We start from the raw sequence: 19,675 nt of genomic DNA, 5'->3' as shown, positions 1-19,675 counted from the left end.
ATTGAAGCTACTTCATATCCAGAAAACTCTAGTTTGAAGATATATGTAACTTGTAAACCGTTCAACAAATCCAGTAAAATCAAGGCTTTTGTTGAACATGCACTAAAAAGAATAGAGAGTTAATATTGACAGGTATTTTATTAACCAAAAGTAATGCATTCATTATCGGACCTGTATCTCAGTTACTTGGTTATTTAATGAATGGAATTTTTACCGTTTTAGAAAAGATCGGTATTCCAAGTATCGGTCTTGCCATCATAATTTTTACGCTTGTTATTTATTTATGTATGATGCCTCTTACGATCAAGCAGCAGAAGTTTTCAAAGCTTTCTGCCAAAATGAACCCGGAGCTTCAGGCAATCCAGAGCAAGTATAAAAATAAAAGAGATAATGATTCCATGATGAAAATGAATGAGGAAACAAAAGCCGTTTATAAGAAATACGGTGTTTCTCCATCCGGAAGTTGTCTGCAACTTGTAATCCAGCTTCCTATTTTATGGGCTCTTTATCGTGTTATTTATAATTTCCCGGCTTATGTACCGAATGTAAAGGCAGTTTTTTCTACATTGGTAGACAAGCTTGTTACAGCAGATGGTGCTTCTGCATTTTTACAGACTTTCAAAAATGCAAGTCAGTATGCAAAGCAGTTTTCAAGCAGTTCCTTCGTTGCAGGCAGCGATTATATGAAGAATACCTTTATTGATGTTCTGAATAAGGCTTCTTCTGCAGAATGGATGTCCCTGAAAACGGAGTTTCCGTCTCTGGCAACAGATGTACAAAACACATATGATACGCTGAGCAGATTTAATAATTTCCTTGGTCTGAATATTGCAAATTCACCTTCTTATATTATTAAAGATGCTTTCCAGGCAGGTTCTTATCTGCTTGTGGTTGGTGCTCTGATGATTCCTATTTTGGCAGCACTGACACAGTTTTTAAATGTAAAATTAATGCCGCAGCCTACTAATAACGGAAGTACAGGCAATGAGCAGGCAGATGCAATGGCAGCCAGCATGAAATCCATGAATATGATGATGCCTATCATGTCAGCTATTTTCTGTTTCACACTTCCAACCGGTTTAGGTATTTACTGGATCGCAGGTGCGGTGATCCGTAGTATTCAGCAGATCGTCATCAACAGACATATTGATAAGATTGACTTCGATGAAGTAATCCAGAAAAATATGGAAAAAGAAGAAGAAAAGCGCAGAAAGAGTAAAGACACTGTTGCTAAAACCACAGTGAATCAATCTGCACGTATGAATACAAAGTATTTAAGCTCTACTTCCGGTCTCAGCCAGAAGGAAAAAGATGCGATCATTGAAAAAGCAAAAGCTGCTCCGAAAAAAGAGGGTAGTATCGCTGCAAAAGCAAATATGGTGCATGATTATATGGAGCAGAACAGTAAATAGGAGGTTTGTCTGATGGAATATACAAAATTTTCTGGTAAAACAGTGAACGATGCAATCATTGATGCATGTCAGAAGTTAGAGGTTACCAGTGATAAGCTTGAGTATGAAGTTGTAGAAGAAGGCTCTTCCGGTTTTCTGGGATTTAATGCAAAACCTGCTATTATCAATGCCAGAGTAAAAGAAGAAGAAGTAAAGCCGGACCAGAAAGCAAAAGATTTCTTAAATGATGTATTTGCATCTATGAAATTAACTGTTGTGATCACAGCAGATTTCAATGAAGAAGATAACAGTCTTTCCATTGATCTTGCCGGCGATGATATGGGTATCCTGATTGGTAAGAGAGGACAGACACTTGATTCCCTGCAGTACCTGGTATCTCTTGTTGTAAACAAAGGACAGGAAGAATATATCAGAGTAAAGGTTGATACAGAAAACTACAGACAGAGAAGAAAAGAAACACTTGAAAACCTTGCAAAGAATATTGCATTTAAGGTAAAGAGAACAAAGAGACCTGTATCACTTGAGCCAATGAATCCTTACGAAAGAAGGATCATTCATTCAGCACTGCAGAATGACAAGTATGTTACAACACACAGCGAGGGAGAAGAACCTTTCAGACGAGTTGTTGTTACATTAAAGAAATAGTTTAAATAAGATGTTTTATAACAAGGACCACAAGTATTGTGGTCTTTGTTTGTTTTGGATATAATACTAGTGTTATATCTAAATTTATATATTCCATGGTAGACGCGCTCTCGCTCGGAAAAAAACGTAGCGGTACATAAGGGCATAAAATACATGCCCTAAGTACCGACGTTTTTCAACGGTCTACCATGAAACATATAAATCTAGATATGTAAGTCTTCCAATTATTATAGTTTGAGTTAAATAATAATTGTGAGAGTGCGAAGCACGGAGCAATCCGTATGACATCAAGTAAGATAATATATAAATATATATAAAAGGAAAAACAAACATGACAGATACAATAGCGGCGATCGCGACTGCAGTTTCAAATGCAGGAATCAGTATAATAAGAGTGAGCGGTAGTGATGCAGTTCAAATAGTGGATGAAATCTTTGTGACAAAAGGTGGAAAGCATATTTTGAATCATGTGGCATCCCATACGATCCATTATGGTTTCATTCAGGAACAGGATGAAATGATCGATGAAGTTATGGTTTCTGTCATGAAAGCACCAAAGAGTTATACTGCGGAAGATGTTGTGGAGATTAACTGTCATGGTGGTGTCCTTGTAACCAATAAGATTTTAAAAACTGTTCTTGCTCATGGAGCCAGAATTGCAGAGCCCGGTGAATTTACAAAGAGAGCATTTTTGAATGGAAGAATCGATCTGACAAAAGCAGAAGCTATTATGGATCTGATCGAGGCAAAAAGTGATTATGCATTGAAGGCTTCCGAAAATCAGTTGCAGGGAAAGATTTATGATGAAGTTGTAAAATTAAGAAAGAAGGTAATTTATGAAATAGCATTTATTGAATCTGCTATCGATGATCCGGAACATATCAGCCTGGATGGATATACAGAAAGACTGATGCAGGTTGTAGATGCTGTTTTACTTGAAATAGAAGAACTGATCAAAAATGCAGAAAACGGTAAACTCATAAAAGAAGGCATTGATACAGTTATCGTCGGCAAACCAAATGCCGGAAAATCTTCTCTGCTCAATCGCATGCTTGGAGAAGAAAAAGCTATTGTAACAGATATCGCCGGTACAACAAGAGATATCATACAGGAATCCATGAAGCTTGGTGGTATTTCATTAAATCTGATCGATACTGCGGGAATTCATGAAACAGATGATGTGGTAGAAAAGATTGGTGTCGGAAAAGCAAAGGAATGTATTGAAAAAGCAGATCTTGTTGTATATGTGGTTGATGCTTCCGTACCACTGGATGAATCGGATCAGTCTATTATAGAAATGCTTTCCGGTAAAAAAGTTATTGTGCTGTTAAATAAATCAGATATGGAAACAGTTGTCTATGAGCAACTTATGAGAGATAGGATAGCAGAATGTATTGGAAGCGATATGGATCAGTGCAGGATTGTATCTACTTCAACAAAAGAAAAAACAGGTTTGAAAGAATTTGAAGAACAGATCAGAGATATGTTCTTTACAGGAGAGATTTCTTTTAATGATGAAGTTCTTATTACAAATGCACGACAGGAGAGAGCACTGGTAGATGCGAAGGAAGCACTCTGTCTGGTAAAGCAAAGTCTGGAAGATGAAATGCCGGAAGATTTTTACAGCATTGATCTGATGAATGCATATGCTTCTCTTGGCAGTATTATCGGAGAAGAAGTAGAAGATGATCTGGTACAGGAAATCTTTTCAAAGTTCTGTATGGGCAAATAAAAATAGAACAAAAGAAAAACATTATTAAAATGATACTATTCGTAAAAAAAGTTAGCATAAGGTAACTTTATAAATATCACTATAAATATAAACTGTATTAAAATGTATATATATTTGCTACTATAGAAATTATAATTTTTTTTCAAATATATATGATGTAACAAAGAAGGAAATGAAAATGACAGAAGATATCAGAGACGAAGTAGATGTATGTGTGGTTGGTGCAGGTCATGCAGGTTGTGAAGCTGCCCTTGCCTGTGCAAGGCTTGGACTGGAAACGGTGATCTTTACAGTCAGTGTAGACAGTATTGCACTTATGCCCTGCAATCCGAATGTTGGTGGTTCCAGTAAAGGACATCTTGTCAGAGAGTTGGATGCACTTGGCGGAGAGATGGGCAAAAATATTGATAAGACATTTATTCAGTCAAAAATGTTGAATGTGTCAAAAGGTCCTGCAGTACATTCTTTACGTGCACAGGCAGATAAACAGAATTATTCCAGAGAGATGAGAAAGACACTGGAAAATACAGATCACCTTACGATCAAGCAGGCAGAGGTTTGTGAAATTTTAGCAGATTATGATGAAGCTTCCGGTCAGCAGATCATGAAAGGTGTGAAGATTTATAACGGTGGTATTTATAAATGTAAGGCAGTTGTACTTTGTACCGGTACTTACTTAAATGCCAGATGTCTTTGCGGTGAGTCGATTACTTATACAGGTCCAAATGGTTTGCAGGCAGCAACTCATTTAACGGACAGTTTAAAAGCACTCGGTATTGAGATGCAGAGATTTAAAACAGGAACACCTGCCAGAATGGATAAACGTTCCATTGATTTTTCCAAGATGGAAGAACAGTTTGGTGATGAGAGAGTAGTACCTTTTTCATTTTCAACAGATCCGGAATCTGTACAGATCGATCAGGTTTCCTGCTGGCTGACTTATACAAATGAAAAGACACATGAAATCATCAGAAATAATCTGGATCGTTCTCCTATCTATGCAGGAATTATAGAAGGAACAGGTCCACGTTATTGTCCGTCCATTGAGGATAAGGTTGTTAAGTTCGCGGATAAGAACAGACACCAGGTATTTATTGAACCGGAAGGTCTTTATACAAATGAAATGTATGTTGGAGGTATGTCTTCTTCTTTACCGGAAGATGTGCAGATCCAAATGTACCGGACGGTTCCGGGGCTGGAACATTGTAAGATTGTCAGAAATGCATATGCGATCGAATATGATTGTATCAAACCGGATCAGTTATATCCTTCTCTTGCTTTTAAAAAGTTTGCCGGTTTATATTCCGGTGGACAGTTTAACGGAAGCAGTGGATATGAAGAAGCAGCAGTGCAGGGATTTGTAGCCGGTGTGAATGCAGCAAGATATGTACAGAAGAAAGAGCCGGTTGTGATCGACAGAAGCCAGGGATATATTGGTGTTCTGATTGATGATCTTGTAACAAAAGAAAACAGAGAGCCATATCGTATGATGACATCGCGTTCTGAATATCGATTGTTGTTAAGACAGGATAATGCAGATCTTCGGCTGAGAAAGATTGGATATGAAATTGGACTGATCACACAAGAGCAGTATGACTATGTTGTGAAAAAGGAAGAACTTATCCAGAAGGAAGTCACCAGATTACAAAATTTAAAGATTGGTGCAAATAAGAAAACACAGGAGTTTTTGGAAAAACATAACAGTGCATCTTTGAAAACAGGTACTTATATGTCTGAACTTATGTGTAGACCGGAATTGTCTTATGAGATACTTGCTGAGCTGGATGAAGATAGACCGGTATTACCTGCAGATGTGATCGAACAGGTAAACATCAATATCAAATATGATGGCTATATCAAGAGACAGCAGAAGCAGGTAGAACAGTTTAAGAAAATTGAAAATAAGAAGATACCTTCTGATATCGATTATGATGATATTGGAAGCCTGCGTCTGGAAGCAAGGCAGAAACTTACAAAATACAAACCTATTTCTGTTGGACAGGCTTCCAGAATATCCGGTGTATCGCCGGCAGATATTTCAGTCTTGTTGATCTATCTGGAAACGTATTACAAGAACAAACAATAATATGAAATGGAACATAGAATATGGCACATGATTTTAGTACCTTAATAGATAACTGTAAAAAATGGAATATTACTTTAACCGAAGAACAGATCAAACAATTTGACCAATATTATGAACTTCTGGTAGAGTGGAACTCCTTTATGAATCTGACAGCAATTACAGAGTTTGATGAAGTATGTCAGAAACATTTTTTAGATAGCCTTTCCATTGTCAAGGCTTATCCAGATCATTATTTTGAAAAAAATACTTTTCAATTTATTGATATTGGGACAGGAGCAGGTTTTCCATCTATTCCAATTAAGATTGTATTTCCAAATTTGAAGTTTACTTTAGTGGATTCTTTAAACAAAAGAATTAAGTTTTTAAATGAAGTGATTGATCATTTACAATTATCAGAATGTATTGCTGTACATGGCAGAGCAGAAGATCTTGCAAAAAATAGTTCATACAGAGAACAATATGATTTTTGTGTTTCACGTGCAGTTGCAAATCTTTCTACTTTGTGTGAATATTGTATGCCATATGTAAAAGTCGGAGGCAAATTTGTTTCTTATAAGTCTGAAAAAATTACAGAAGAAGCAGTAAATGCAGAACATGCGATATCTGTTTTAGGTGGTAAATTTGAAAGACAGGTTGAGTTTACACTTCCTGATTCTGATATATATAGAAATATTTATATTATCAGCAAAGATAAAGTAACACCTAAAAAGTATCCAAGAAAAGCAGGACTTCCAAGTAAGGAACCATTATAAAATATATAAATACTAGATATAGGAAGAGTGTAAATTTGTTTCACGTGAAACATTTTTACATTCTTCTTTTTATATAATCAAGATAATGTTTCACGTGAAACATAGAAATACTAAATATAGTGATAAAGCCGTGAAACATTTCATCATATACTAAATGTGAAACATTTTATAGAAAAAAAGAAAATACAAGATATAGTTGATACCTTATTTTTATTGAAAACAGGCTGTATTTTTGGACAAACTTGTTATAGATAAAACAGCTATTTAGTGATATAATCATTTAATGTGTGAGAAGATTGATAAAGATGAAAATCCTATAGGAGGAAAATATGGGAAGAGTAATAGCAATAGCAAATCAAAAAGGGGGAGTTGGTAAGACAACGACTTCAATTAACTTATCTGCTTGTCTTGCAGAAAAAGGTAAGAAGGTTTTGGTTATTGATACAGATCCACAGGGCAATACAACAAGTGGACTTGGAATTGATAAGAATGATCTGGATAATACCGTATATGAACTGATATTAGGTGAATGTTCGATTTATGACTGTATTGTGAAAGATGCTATTCCAAATGTATCTGTTTTACCATCTAATGTAAATCTCGCCGCAGCAGAAATCGAACTGATCGGTGTAGATAAAAAGGAATTTATATTAAAGAATGAAGTAGACTTCGTGAAGGACGATTATGATTTTATTATCATTGACTGTCCACCTTCTTTGAATCTGCTGACAATCAATGCAATGACAACGGCTGATTCTGTATTAGTTCCTATCCAGTGTGAGTTCTATGCATTGGAAGGTTTGAGTCAGTTGATACATACAGTAAATCTGATCAAAGAAAGATTGAACCCGGATCTGGAAATGGAAGGTGTTGTATTTACCATGTATGATTCCAGAACAAATCTTTCCATGCAGGTTGTAGAAAATGTAAAAGCAAATCTGCAGGAAAATATTTGTGACACTGTGATTCCGAGAAATATCAGACTTGCTGAAGCACCAAGTTATGGTATGCCAATTACCATGTATGATCCAAAATCATCAGGTGCTGATAGTTATAGAAAATTAGCAGATGAATTAATCAACAGAAAGGGTGCATAAGATGGCGGTAAATAAAAGGGGACTCGGAAAAGGTTTGGACACAATGATTCCTCCGGTCAAAACAGAAAAGAAAAGTGATAAAGGTGATCCTGCGAAAGGACCTGAAACACTTGTTAATATTACAAAGGTAGAACCAAACAGAGAACAGCCTAGAAAAAATTTTGATGAAGATGCGCTGTTGGAATTGTCGGAATCCATTAAACAATATGGTTTATTACAGCCTATTTTAGTACAGGATCGAAAAGATTATTATGAGATCATAGCAGGTGAAAGAAGATGGAGAGCTGCAAAGCTCGCAGGTCTGAAACAGGTTCCTGTTATTATCAAAAATCTGACAGATCAGGAAATCGTAGAAATTTCCCTGATCGAGAATATCCAGCGTGAAAATTTAAATCCAATCGAAGAAGCGCAGGCATATAAGAGATTATTAAATGAATTCCATTTGAAACAGGATGAAGTTGCAGAGCGTGTATCAAAGAGCAGAACAGCAGTTACTAACTCAATGCGACTTTTGAAGTTGTCGGATGATGTACAGAGAATGGTCATTGATGAAATGATTACAACCGGACATGCCAGAGCACTTCTTGGTGTAGAAGATCCGGCAGAACAATATAATCTTGCACAGAGGATTTTTGATGAAAAGCTGAGTGTAAGAGAAGTTGAAAAGATTGTAAAGAATATGGGTAAGCCTGCAAAGCCGAAAAAAGAAAAAACGATTGATAAAAGTATGCAGGTTATCTATGATGATATCAGTGAAAAACTGAAAACGCAGCTTGGTACAAAAGTAAATATTGTTCCAAAGGAAGATGGAAGCGGTAAGATAGAAATTGAGTTTTACTCGCATGATGAACTTGACCGGATACTTGATCTGATGAAATAAGAATAGAAACCAAGGAGGAACATATGAAGAGCCAGTTATTAGAAAGCATAGGACTTGGAAATATAGACATTGCTTATATTCTGATTGGATTACTTGTACTGATCTTGATTTTATTTATCTTGCTGATCGTCAGCATGGTAAAACAATCAAAATTAAAAAAACGATATGAAGCATTTATGCAGGGCAGTGATGCACAGAGTATGGAAAGTCAGATAGCAGGTTTATTTCAGGACATCGATACTCTGAAAAAAGATACAAAAGACAATGGAAAAGAAATTCGTCATATTTACAAGAGATTGGAAACGGTTTTCCAGAAAATCGGTATTGTAAAATATGACGCATTTAAGCAGATGGGCGGACAGCTCAGTTATTCTCTGGCACTTTTGGATGAAGGTAATAATGGTTTTATTATCAATTCTGTACACAGTACAGATGGCTGTTATTCTTATACAAAGGAAATTAAAAAAGGAGAATGTGAAATTTCTCTTGGAGAAGAAGAACAGAAAGCACTCAGTATTGCAATGCATGAATAAAATTTATGAAAAAATAGAAAAGAGGAAAAGAGTATGTTAGACATTAAATTTTTAAGAGAGAATCCGGATGTTGTAAAGAAAAACATCGAGAACAAATTCCAGAACGAAAAGCTTCCGCTTGTAGATGAAGTAATTGAACTGGATCAGAAGAAGAGAGATGCACAGCAGGAAGCAGACAGCCTTCGTGCTAACAGAAATAAGATTTCAAAAGAAATCGGAGCACTCATGGGACAGGGCAAGAAAGAAGAAGCAGAAGAAGCAAAGAAGAAAGTTGCTGAATTTGCAAGCCGTCTTTCTGAGCTGGAAGTTCTTGAAAAGGAATATGATGAGAAAATCTTAAAAGATATGATGGTAATTCCGAATATCATTGATCCTTCTGTACCGATCGGTAAAGATGATTCTGAAAATGTAGAGATTACAAGATATGGTGAACCGGTTGTTCCTGATTTTGAAATTCCTTATCATACAGAGATCATGGAAAGCTTTGATGGTATTGATCTGGATGCAGCAGGCAGAGTAGCAGGAAATGGTTTCTACTATTTAATGGGCGATATTGCAAGATTACATTCTGCAGTACTTGCTTATGCAAGAGATTTCATGATCAACCGTGGATTTACTTATTGTGTACCACCTTTCATGATCCGTTCCAATGTTGTAACAGGTGTTATGAGCTTTGCTGAAATGGATGCCATGATGTATAAGATTGAAGGCGAAGATCTTTATCTGATCGGAACAAGTGAACATTCCATGATCGGTAAATTCATTGATACAATTGTACCGGAAGAACAGCTTCCAAAAACACTGACAAGCTATTCTCCATGCTTCCGTAAAGAAAAAGGTGCGCATGGTATTGAGGAGCGTGGCGTATATCGTATCCATCAGTTTGAGAAGCAGGAAATGATCGTTGTATGTAAGCCTGAAGAATCTAAGATGTGGTTTGATAAATTATGGCAGAATACAGTTGATCTGTTCCGTTCTATGGATATTCCGGTTCGTACAATTGAGTGCTGCTCCGGTGATCTGGCAGATCTGAAGGTAAAATCTTATGATGTAGAAGCATGGTCTCCAAGACAGAAGAAGTACTTTGAAGTAGGTAGCTGCTCTAACCTTGGTGATGCACAGGCAAGAAGATTAAAGATCAGAGTGAAAGGAAAAGACGGTAACAAATATTTTGCACATACATTAAATAATACTGTAGTTGCACCACCACGTATGCTGATCGCATTTCTGGAGAACAACTTAAGAGAAGATGGCTCTGTTGCAATCCCGGAAGTACTGCAGCCATATATGGGTGGTATGACAGAGATCAGAAAGAAATAAGATACTGATTTATTATTATGTAAACCAGTTAATATTAGATCAGAAAAAACAATGAAATGAGAAAGGAGGCGAGATCCATGCATCGATATTTACGTGCGATCGGATTCAGCAATTTAAAATCAAGATTACAGGTAAATAATCTGCTGGCATATGTCATTCAGAATGCAGATGAAAAGAAATATACATCCACAAATGATATGGATATCATGTTTGCGGAATACAGCATGGATTTCGCTGAAAATCTTGGTATTACGGTACGTGGGGAATTTAATGAAGAAAATCAGTTTGTATTTGATTATTATTTTCCTTACAGTCGGGGAACACAGATCAGTTCCTACGAAGATATTTCCATTGAGCGTCATGCGGAAAAAGAATCTTACGCCGGAATCTGTGATGATGTAAAAGTTGGTGTTTCTCTTATTTTTTATTTGCAAAATGTGATATCATACCTTAAAATAAAGAATGCGAACAGACTTCCCATCAAAGGAACTTCTTTGATCTTAAGTGCTTTGTCTGTAGATGGTACGATCCTTCTTCCTCTCGAAAAAAGAGAGTCTGATCTGAAAAAGACGAAAAAGGAAAGCATCAATAGAAGTAAATTGATCGCCGCAGCAAGAAACGGTGATGAAGATGCCATGGAAAGTCTGACACTGGAAGATATCGATACTTACACGAATATCTCCAGAAAAATCCTGAAACAGGATGTATTTACACTGGTAGATACTTATTTTATGCCATACGGTGTAGAATGTGACCAGTATTCTGTGTTAGGTGAAATTGTAGATTATCAGTTCGTGGAAAATAAAATGACCAAAGAAGAAATTTGTCAGATGACAATCTGCTGTAATGATCTTTATTTTGATGTCAGCATCAATAAAAAGGATCTTTTGGGCGAGCCAAAAACCGGCAGAAGATTCAAAGGGATCATCTGGATGCAGGGTCATATCAATTTCCCGGAATGATCAGTTTATCATTGTTCTCTTAGTTAAATGGATATAACAATAGCCTCCTAAGCTGTAGTTGTGGGTTCGATTCCCGCAGGGAACATTTTTGAGCGGTAATAAAGTATAAAAATCTAATTACTTGCAGAATTGGTATGTTTATGATAAAATTTACATAGAATAAAGGCTGTAGCTAGTTACAGTTTTGGTCTGGGCGAAAGCTCTTTGGACCACCGTAGGCGGGAAGAATTTCCCGCCATTTCTAATATATAGGGGAAATACGAATGAAGAAATTAAGTATTTTTATTGATGAATCGGGTGATTTTGGGGAAATTAAGGAGCGTCCAGCTTATTATTTGGTTACTTTTGTTTTTCATGACCAAAATAATAATATAGATCAACAAGTTTCAAAATTGGAAAAAAGTGTCCGTATATCAGGATTTGATGTGGAGTATATACATACTGGACCATTAATTCGACGAGAAGAAGTGTTTGCCAAATATTCAATTGATGAGAGAAGAAAGTTAATATATAAGATGTTAAATTTTGTTACTAGGTGTCCGATTTCTTATCTAACAGTTGTTGTAAATAGGAAAGAAGCTATAGATAAAATTACATTATCGGGAAAACTTAAATATTATAAAATTGAAAATTCAATTGATGGGTTGATAAAATAATTCTATTTATAGGGTGAAACAATGAAAATATACATAGATTTCGATGATGTCATATGTGAAACAGCAAAGTACTTCACGAAAATTGCAAAAGAACTGTTTGGAATTGATGTACCTTACAGGGAGGTTCAGTTTTTTAATCTTCAGAAATCATTTGATTTGAGTGATACACAGTATGAGGAATTGATGGAAGCAGGACATCTTCCGGAAAATCTGCTAAATTATGAGGAAACCTTCGGAGCTTCAGACACGATCAATAAGTGGGTTGATGAAGGACATGAGGTTTTTATTATTACCGGAAGACCTTTCAATTCCTATGAGCCATCCAGAAAATGGCTTGATGAGCACCATCTGGAAAGAGTTCCTCTGTTTTGTGTAGATAAATATGGTCGAGAATCATTTGATCAGGATTATCAATATAATATGACGCTAGAACAGCTTTACAGTATGACATTTGATTTTGCAGTAGAGGACTCACCTGCTGCTTTTGAACATGTTCTGCATTTTAATCATTGTAAGGTGGCTGTGTTTAACCGTCCTTGGAACAGACAGTCAGAACTTCCAAATGATAACTTTGTGAGATGTGAAAGCTGGCAGGAAATAGATAGTGTCATTACAGAAAACATTATTTTTTAGCGATAATGAAGATACCTTTGTTATCGCTTTTTTAATGCAAATATACAAAAAAACCTTTTTATAATCATATAATAACGTATATAGACTTGCCAAAATTTATAAAATCTTATAAAGTATAAAAATAAAAGGCGAGTAGACCTGTTTGTGTAAAAAAATTGGAAAGGAGAAAGTGGGAACGATTCATATGAAAAAGAAAAATACAAGAGTGGGGAGAACTCTGGGAAAGCAACTGTTTGTAATAGGGCTGATTGTTGCATTGATGGGGAATGCAATAGATTTTTCTGCACTATCAGTTTTGGCAAAAACAGAGACTGCTGAAACAGAAACTGACAGGACGGGTGTAGTAAGTTCTAATATGATCCAAAGTTCCGGAGTTTCCGGCAATGCATATGTGGCACTGTTAAATGACGATACGACAGAAACAAATGAGACGAATGTTGATGCAGAGGATGCAACTGTCAGAATTGAAGTAACAAAGGAGGATGGTATAGTTGCTTCTACTTATTATTCATCCTGGAAGTCAGCGACAGATTATCTGAGTGATAATAGCTCTGCAAAAGATGAATTTAAAGATTGGGCGTCTGTAAAGATTGTATTATTAAAAGATACAACTATAGACGAAGATGTAGCGGAATGGGGAGATGTTTTACTTCGAATTCCTATTACTATATGCTCGGAAAATGGTACGTATACCCTGACAGGCAGCGGCTATACCACTGTTATTGATTGCTTTTATAAAAACATTACCCTGCAGAATATTAAGATTGAGGGTGGATTCATTGAAATATCAGATGCAAATCTTACACTGAAAGACGGTGTAGAGGTAAGCGGTGCACCTTATGAAGGTTCGAGAAAGGGTCAGTCCACAATCATGTTAAGTAAGGGTGAACTTGAATTAGATAATGCGGCGGTAACCTCCACTACACAGGCAGAAGGATTTTATGCCGTGGATTTATTTGATGCCATACTTCGTATAAACGGAGCAAATACGCAGCTAGAATCAGCGTATATTGCAGAAAAAACAGTTACTGCGGTAATAGATGAATTTTCAGCAGATGATATCCCTGCATTTTATGGAAATGCTGACAGTCAACTGGAGATTTTTTACACCGGAACATCATCAGTAAAGTTTGGTGATGCTTTGGCAGGTTATACCGGAGAATCTGAGGTGTGGTATAAGGTACTTCCTGAGGATGGCATTACTCTGCCAGAGGACAAAAATACTGAAACTGTCACATCCTTTGAGGATGAGACCTACGGGCTTTACAGTAAGAATAAGCAAGAGGCGGAATCTGTAATTTATGTAGATGATAATGCCTGTAATTATATAGATTCTACAGGATCTCATCCACTTCTTACAAATAATAAGTATTTTATTATGCCTGAATCATATGTAACAATTACAGCACATAACTGGGGAGAGGATGGTCAATGTAAAGATACGTCCTGCAATAAAGTAAATATTGAAAAAGCCTATGCAAATAAGGCACTTACCATCGAAGGACTGGATGGACGTACTTATGACAGCTATCCACAGATATTGTCAAAAATCACATGGAAATCTGTAGGTGGAGACGAAAAAGAGCTTACTGCTCCAATATATAATGGTTATGGTATGCTTGGCTCCGGTGGCGATAAAACCGTAAACACCCCGGATTATACAGTAGTCTATAAAAATAATGCAGAGGCGTATTCTCTGAAAGAGGGCGAGGAAAACTTTGATGCCACAAAGGCACCGCAGGTAACGATTACCGGTAAAGGAGACTATGTTGGTTCTTTTACGATCTACTTTACAATTGGTAAGGGTGAAATGCGTCTGGGTGACTTTGATGTATGTGGTGCAAAAAATGCTGAAATTATCTATGACGGAAAGGAACATAAGGCATGGAATGCGTATGCAGTTGAGTTTAAACCTGATGAAGGTGATAAACTGCAGTTCCCACAGTTAGAAGATGGAGAGTATATTCAGACCTGCAATACATCAGAAGCAATATGGTGGTATGGACAGGACTGGTCTGATCCAAACCAGGTTGAGTACAGCACGGATGATCAGAAGACATGGATTGTCGAGAAGGAATTTGGTTCAGCAAAAGAAAAAATGTATATGATCACCGATGCTGGAGACTATCCTTTTTATATTAAGGTAACAAATAAAAGCTGTGGCGAATTGATCACAGATCAGCTTATAGCAAAGATTACGCCAAAAGATTTGACTGTAAACGGGATAACGTTTGATGATTCCGAAAATGTCATAGCATATTATACAGGTAAATCTATTATTCCGACAGCCTGGGATGATAAGCTTGTGGATACAGAAATTAAGGATGAAAAAGAAAATGCCGGAGCTGCTTATACACTTGTTAAAGATAAGGACTTTATTGTAACTGCTGAGGATAATACAGATATATCTGATCATGCAAAAGTTACGATTACCGGTACAGGCAACTATAAGGGCAAACTATCTGCAAATTTCCAGATCAAGCCTGCCTTTACACTGAAGCAGACTTCTATGTCTACAACCAGATGGTATACGAATGATCCTTATTATTGGAAAAATGACGGTGTTTCAGTAGGTTTTTCTGAACATAATGTTACAGATAATGGCGGTTTGGTATCAACACGAATGAAAAATATTATATACAGAGACAGCAAGGAAGATGCTGCAGGCTTAAGCGGACAGGTAGAGTTTTATACAAGTCTTGAGGATGCGATTAAAGGCATAAATCCGGGCTATACTTTTACGCAGGAAAGCATGCATACCCAGACACTTTATGGAAAAGACCCGGTAACAGGTTATATTTCAGAACCTGTGGACGTAACGCTTATGATTGATACAACTGCACCGATATGGGAAGATGAAAATGGAAATACAGAAGGTTATGGTATCCGGATTCAGGAAAACTGGTGGAGAAAGCTCTTAAATACTGTCAGTTTCGGACATCTTTATAATGATAATACGCTTGAGATTAAGATCAAGGCGAATGATAAAAAACAGGGTGTAAATGGGGTCAGTGATGTTACTGCATTGATTTGTGCAGAGTACTACTGTTATGTTCAGGAAATTGACGATGCTGCTGCAGATGGTGAAGCAGCAGTAAAGACAAAGGAAGAATTAGATGCATTGCAAAAAGGAGCATGGGATATAAAGAAAGGATTTATACGAGTAAGTAGTGGAGCCGGAAATGTAGGCACAGTAAGAGATGCATTAAAGAATGATGGCAATTATATTGTCTATGCCTATGCTATGGATAATGCCGGAAATCTGAGTGATTATATTTGCACTGAGGGTATCGTGGTGGATGCGAATGCTCCTGTCGTGACAGTATCTGAGCCGAAAAAAGAAGACGGTACACTGAAGGATACCAAGGCGATACTCAACGTTAATTTAAGCGAGGATGCAACGCTGATGTGGTTTTTTGTATCGGAAGGGGAGTTTAAAGAGGGAGCCAGTTATACATATGATAACTGCAAAACAGATGTAAAGAATTATATGAACAGTGATCCGAAGTATCAGCCGTTTGCTACGCAGAAGGATGGAAAATGGGATGCAGGCACTGATTGGGATTTGAATGCACCGACTAGGCTTTATTATACCGCAAGATGGATTCGGGAAAATAAGAATAGTGAGCTTCAATCCGGTCCTGATACATTTCCCGCAATCTTTAAAACAGAAGGAACAAAGGGTGATAATACAATTGAATTAAGTGACTTTGGGCAGCCTTTATTTTTCTATCCGCTGCATCCGAACAAAAAAACTGCAGTCTGGATAGCGGCTATTGATAAGGCGGGCAATATAACAGTACCAATAGAGCCGGTTGAATTTACTACGACAAATCCAATACCGAAGGTTACCAAAGATCCGGTATTGACTGGCACATATGGAGACACGGTGCAGGATCTGATCGTTATAGCCGGAGAAGCTGAGTATGACGGTAAAAAGATAACCGGTACATGGAAAATTACCGATACAAGTACAGATGTGTTTGAAGTTGGCGATACCAGACTGGTTCAGGTAACCTTTACGCCGGATGCAACAATCTATGGTGATACTTATGAAACTACAGTTGCATACGTTACGCCTACGATTGCACCACATCCGATCATCATAAAGGTTGCAGATATGCACAAAACCTATGGTGAACCCTGTCCGGGAATTGATGATCTTGATTTTGCGATAGATGAAAGTACACCATTGGTAATTGGCGATACGCAGGATACGATTAAAGAGAATTTAGTCATTGAAATACCGGAAGATGCAGCAAAACCGGATTCTAACTATGGAAATTACAGAATCAGTTTTAAACTGGAAAATAAAAATTATAATGTGACTGCGTGGAAATGTTATGCAGATCTGGCAGATGTAGACACTGTGGAGTATTGCCAGCTTGTGATCGCAAAGGCAGCAGGTAAGATCAACACATTACCGGAATTTAATGCCACACAGAATGTGCAGTACCAATATGAAGGAGAATTTGCGGCCTTTGATCTTGGTGTAGAGGCAGGTCATAAAGAAGCTGCGCTTCAATATACAATAACCGATGCAAAGAAAGCAAGTGGTGATGTAATAACCGATGCAGCGGAGATTGCCAATAAACTTCTTTCGGTTTCAGCGGACGGAAGAGTAACACTTAAGGGTGCAGGAAGTGCAAAAATTACTATTTCGCTTCCGGAATCTACAAATTACACAGCAGCAACACCGTTGACAGTAGACGTTAATATCAAAAAGGCTGATATTACCATACCGGTATTTACAAGTACTTCCATTTATGCAAACGTTGCTATGCCTGCGTATGACATGATTTCCAAAAATGGATTGCAGGCAGATCGTCTTGGTACAGTTATTTATGGAGATGGCAGTGAAGATAACAAAGCTGCTGTCGTTGGAATGACAATTGAGATAAATGGAACGGTAGTAGATAATGTTACGGCAAAAGAGGCATTTTTCGATCAACTTCCATATGTTGCAGAGAATGGAAAAATTCTTTGTGTCATAAATAAATCTGACACTTATGTGCCTAAGACGGCAATAGTTACCATTCCGGTAACGACGGAAAACTGTACGATCAATGGTGGTGCGGGAATAGTCTTTCAGTTTGAAAAAACAGATAAATTCACAGTGCAGCCAGATGCAGAAGTGAAAGCGGAACGCGCACTGACCTATGGAGAGTCACTTTCAGAGATTGGTTTTCAGGATGTTAGTTTTGTGGATACGGCTGATAGCAGCATAACTGTATCCGGAACACTCGAATGGGAAACACCGGATGCTGTACTGACAGTAGGTACGCATCAGGTAAACTATATTTTCAAGCCTTCGGATATGAACTACAAGCAGTATGAAGATACTGTTACTGTTACGGTAAATAAGGCAAAGGCAAAACTGACGAAAACACCTGTAATGGATTCATATATTTATAATCCTTTGGCGGTGCTCAGTGAAGACCTTTTAAATGAAAAGGCAAAGGAGCAGGGATATGTAGCAGGTATAGATGGTGGAAAAATTTCCGGAACATGGCATTTTGTAGATCCTGCGGTTATAAATAAGCCTTTGAAGGCAGGAAACAGTTCCTATGAGATTTATTTTACACCGGATGATGTAGCATATGAAGCATATTATGACTTTGATGCTGTAAAAACAACTGTTACCATATCAGTAAAGAAAGCGACACCGTATATCAGCACGCGGCCACAGCCTGCAAATGCTTATACACATGGCGAGTATCTGAACACGCAGGTACTGATCGGTACAGTGATTTATGGCAATGGTATGGGAAGTGCAGGTACTGGTATAGATGCAAATACATCCGTAGCCGGAACCTTTACATGGAAGACGCCTTCAACAAAACTTATCTACCTTGGAAATAAGACGTTTGACTATATCTTTACGCCGGAAGATACCGATTCCTATGAAGAAGTGACAGGAAGTGTCGCAATAACGGTTAATCAGGCACAGAATGCACCGTTTATGCCTGGTAGTACAATGAATGTGGCATATTCTTGCGAAACGGTTGGCAGTGTAGAGCTGCCACAGGACTGGAAATGGTCCGATACGGATATGGAGACAGTATTGACGGAGAATATAGCAGTTTCTGCAACAGCAATATATGAAGGAGCTGATAAGGGCAGCTATGTAAATGAATCCGTTATGATCCAAATTACCCGTGCAGCCTGTGAGCATGCAAAGACGGAAGTAAAGGGAGCAGTGAAAGCAACCTGTGCTGCAGAAGGAACTACAGGCGAGATCTGGTGTCTGATCTGTGGTAAAAAGATAAGCGATGGCGTTTCAATACCGAAGGATGCATCGAATCATACGTCGCTTGTAAGTAAAGAGCTCAGACCTGCAACAACCAAGCAGGAAGGCATCATGTCCTATTCGTGCAGCGGCTGCGGCTATTATGAGGAGAAACGAATTGCGAAGATCGAAACTGGCAATGATCCTTCCGATGCTCCATCACCGACACCGACGCCAGAGCCAACAGTGACACCGATGCCATCACAGCAGTCGACGAAAGAACCGGAAGCAGGTACGATTCTGCAGGATGATAAAAAAGCAGGCACTTATCAGGTGACATCTGCCGAGAAGAAAGAAGTTACCTATATGGGGGCAGTGAATAAAAAGGCGAAAAATGTCACAATTCCTGCCACGATAAAGATTGATGGTGTGACATACAAAGTCACAAAGATCGCGAAGAAGGCATTCAAAGGAAATAAGAAGGTCCAAAAGATTGTGATCGGAAAGAATGTGAAGCAGATCGGTGCAGATGCATTCAGAAATTGTAAGAATTTAAAGAAGATCGTGATCCAGACGACAAAGCTGAATGATAAGAATGTGCATAAGAAAGCATTTAGAGGGGTAAAAAAGAAAACGGTTATTACAGTACCGTCTAAAAAACTGAAGGCTTATAAAACTTTATTGAGAAAGAAAAGCCTGCCCAAAAGTGTTACCATTAAAAAAGCATAATCGACAAGA

General features: G+C 37.6%; 13 protein-coding genes and 1 tRNA gene. All 14 read left to right on the top strand.

Translation table 11 applies throughout. The features are described 5' to 3' along the window. Positions 1 to 125 precede the first annotated feature (125 nt). The gene (locus KQI22_RS12375) at positions 126 to 1,412 is read left to right on the top strand and encodes a YidC/Oxa1 family membrane protein insertase (protein ID WP_216552806.1); all 1,287 of its coding nucleotides are present in this window, start codon (positions 126 to 128) and stop codon (positions 1,410 to 1,412) included. A gap of 12 nt (positions 1,413 to 1,424) precedes the next feature. After that, the gene (gene jag / locus KQI22_RS12370) at positions 1,425 to 2,057 is read left to right on the top strand and encodes an RNA-binding cell elongation regulator Jag/EloR (RefSeq protein ID WP_216552804.1); all 633 of its coding nucleotides are present in this window, start codon (positions 1,425 to 1,427) and stop codon (positions 2,055 to 2,057) included. 331 nt (positions 2,058 to 2,388) lie between these two features. Then, positions 2,389 to 3,789 (top strand): tRNA uridine-5-carboxymethylaminomethyl(34) synthesis GTPase MnmE, encoded by a 1,401-nt coding sequence (mnmE, locus tag KQI22_RS12365; RefSeq protein WP_216552802.1) that lies wholly within the window; start codon positions 2,389 to 2,391, stop codon positions 3,787 to 3,789. Between the two features lie 178 nt (positions 3,790 to 3,967). Next, entirely contained in the window at positions 3,968 to 5,875 is a 1,908-nt protein-coding gene (gene mnmG / locus KQI22_RS12360) for a tRNA uridine-5-carboxymethylaminomethyl(34) synthesis enzyme MnmG (protein ID WP_216552801.1), read from the top strand. A gap of 20 nt (positions 5,876 to 5,895) precedes the next feature. Beyond that, on the top strand, positions 5,896 to 6,627 hold the full coding sequence (gene rsmG, locus KQI22_RS12355; RefSeq protein WP_216552799.1) for a 16S rRNA (guanine(527)-N(7))-methyltransferase RsmG: 732 nt from the start codon (positions 5,896 to 5,898) through the stop codon (positions 6,625 to 6,627). Positions 6,628 to 6,956: 329 nt separating this feature from the next. After that, on the top strand, positions 6,957 to 7,724 hold the full coding sequence (locus KQI22_RS12350; protein WP_216552797.1) for a ParA family protein: 768 nt from the start codon (positions 6,957 to 6,959) through the stop codon (positions 7,722 to 7,724). Position 7,725: 1 nt separating this feature from the next. After that, complete coding sequence (locus tag KQI22_RS12345; RefSeq protein WP_216552795.1) at positions 7,726 to 8,604, top strand: ParB/RepB/Spo0J family partition protein; 879 nt, start codon at positions 7,726 to 7,728, stop codon at positions 8,602 to 8,604. 23 nt (positions 8,605 to 8,627) lie between these two features. Further along, positions 8,628 to 9,137: a DUF4446 family protein gene (locus tag KQI22_RS12340; protein ID WP_216552793.1), complete on the top strand. Its 510-nt coding sequence runs from the start codon at positions 8,628 to 8,630 to the stop codon at positions 9,135 to 9,137. 33 nt (positions 9,138 to 9,170) lie between these two features. Beyond that, entirely contained in the window at positions 9,171 to 10,457 is a 1,287-nt protein-coding gene (serS, locus tag KQI22_RS12335) for a serine--tRNA ligase (RefSeq protein ID WP_216552791.1), read from the top strand. A 77-nt stretch (positions 10,458 to 10,534) separates the two neighbouring features. Next, positions 10,535 to 11,419, top strand: coding sequence for a DUF3881 family protein (locus KQI22_RS12330; protein ID WP_216552789.1), 885 nt, complete (start codon positions 10,535 to 10,537; stop codon positions 11,417 to 11,419). 13 nt (positions 11,420 to 11,432) lie between these two features. Continuing rightward, positions 11,433 to 11,504: transfer RNA gene (locus KQI22_RS12325), tRNA-Arg, on the top strand. Between the two features lie 178 nt (positions 11,505 to 11,682). Next, entirely contained in the window at positions 11,683 to 12,075 is a 393-nt protein-coding gene (locus KQI22_RS12320) for a hypothetical protein (RefSeq protein WP_216552787.1), read from the top strand. 21 nt (positions 12,076 to 12,096) lie between these two features. Continuing rightward, complete coding sequence (locus KQI22_RS12315; protein WP_216552785.1) at positions 12,097 to 12,708, top strand: 5' nucleotidase, NT5C type; 612 nt, start codon at positions 12,097 to 12,099, stop codon at positions 12,706 to 12,708. A 184-nt stretch (positions 12,709 to 12,892) separates the two neighbouring features. Next, positions 12,893 to 19,666: a leucine-rich repeat protein gene (locus KQI22_RS12310; protein WP_216552783.1), complete on the top strand. Its 6,774-nt coding sequence runs from the start codon at positions 12,893 to 12,895 to the stop codon at positions 19,664 to 19,666. The last annotated feature ends 9 nt before the right edge of the window (positions 19,667 to 19,675 follow it).

It is taken from the genome of Kineothrix sp. MSJ-39, from assembly GCF_018917935.1.
Classification (GTDB): Bacteria; Bacillota; Clostridia; order Lachnospirales; family Lachnospiraceae; genus CAG-194.
Note: the sequence above shows the minus strand (reverse complement) of the source record. Positions and strands in the feature narration are given on the sequence as shown.

Excerpts from the sequence above, each read along its gene's own strand:
- rsmG (WP_216552799.1), top strand. The coding sequence starts at position 5,896 with ATGGCACATGATTTTAGTACCTTAATAGATAACTGTAAAAAATGGAAT.
- KQI22_RS12330 (WP_216552789.1), top strand. The coding sequence starts at position 10,535 with ATGCATCGATATTTACGTGCGATCGGATTCAGCAATTTAAAATCAAGA.
- KQI22_RS12345 (WP_216552795.1), top strand. The coding sequence starts at position 7,726 with ATGGCGGTAAATAAAAGGGGACTCGGAAAAGGTTTGGACACAATGATT.
- KQI22_RS12340 (WP_216552793.1), top strand. The coding sequence starts at position 8,628 with ATGAAGAGCCAGTTATTAGAAAGCATAGGACTTGGAAATATAGACATT.
- serS (WP_216552791.1), top strand. The coding sequence starts at position 9,171 with ATGTTAGACATTAAATTTTTAAGAGAGAATCCGGATGTTGTAAAGAAA.
- KQI22_RS12350 (WP_216552797.1), top strand. The coding sequence starts at position 6,957 with ATGGGAAGAGTAATAGCAATAGCAAATCAAAAAGGGGGAGTTGGTAAG.
- KQI22_RS12320 (WP_216552787.1), top strand. The coding sequence starts at position 11,683 with ATGAAGAAATTAAGTATTTTTATTGATGAATCGGGTGATTTTGGGGAA.
- KQI22_RS12315 (WP_216552785.1), top strand. The coding sequence starts at position 12,097 with ATGAAAATATACATAGATTTCGATGATGTCATATGTGAAACAGCAAAG.
- KQI22_RS12310 (WP_216552783.1), top strand. The coding sequence starts at position 12,893 with ATGAAAAAGAAAAATACAAGAGTGGGGAGAACTCTGGGAAAGCAACTG.
- jag (WP_216552804.1), top strand. The coding sequence starts at position 1,425 with ATGGAATATACAAAATTTTCTGGTAAAACAGTGAACGATGCAATCATT.
- mnmE (WP_216552802.1), top strand. The coding sequence starts at position 2,389 with ATGACAGATACAATAGCGGCGATCGCGACTGCAGTTTCAAATGCAGGA.
- mnmG (WP_216552801.1), top strand. The coding sequence starts at position 3,968 with ATGACAGAAGATATCAGAGACGAAGTAGATGTATGTGTGGTTGGTGCA.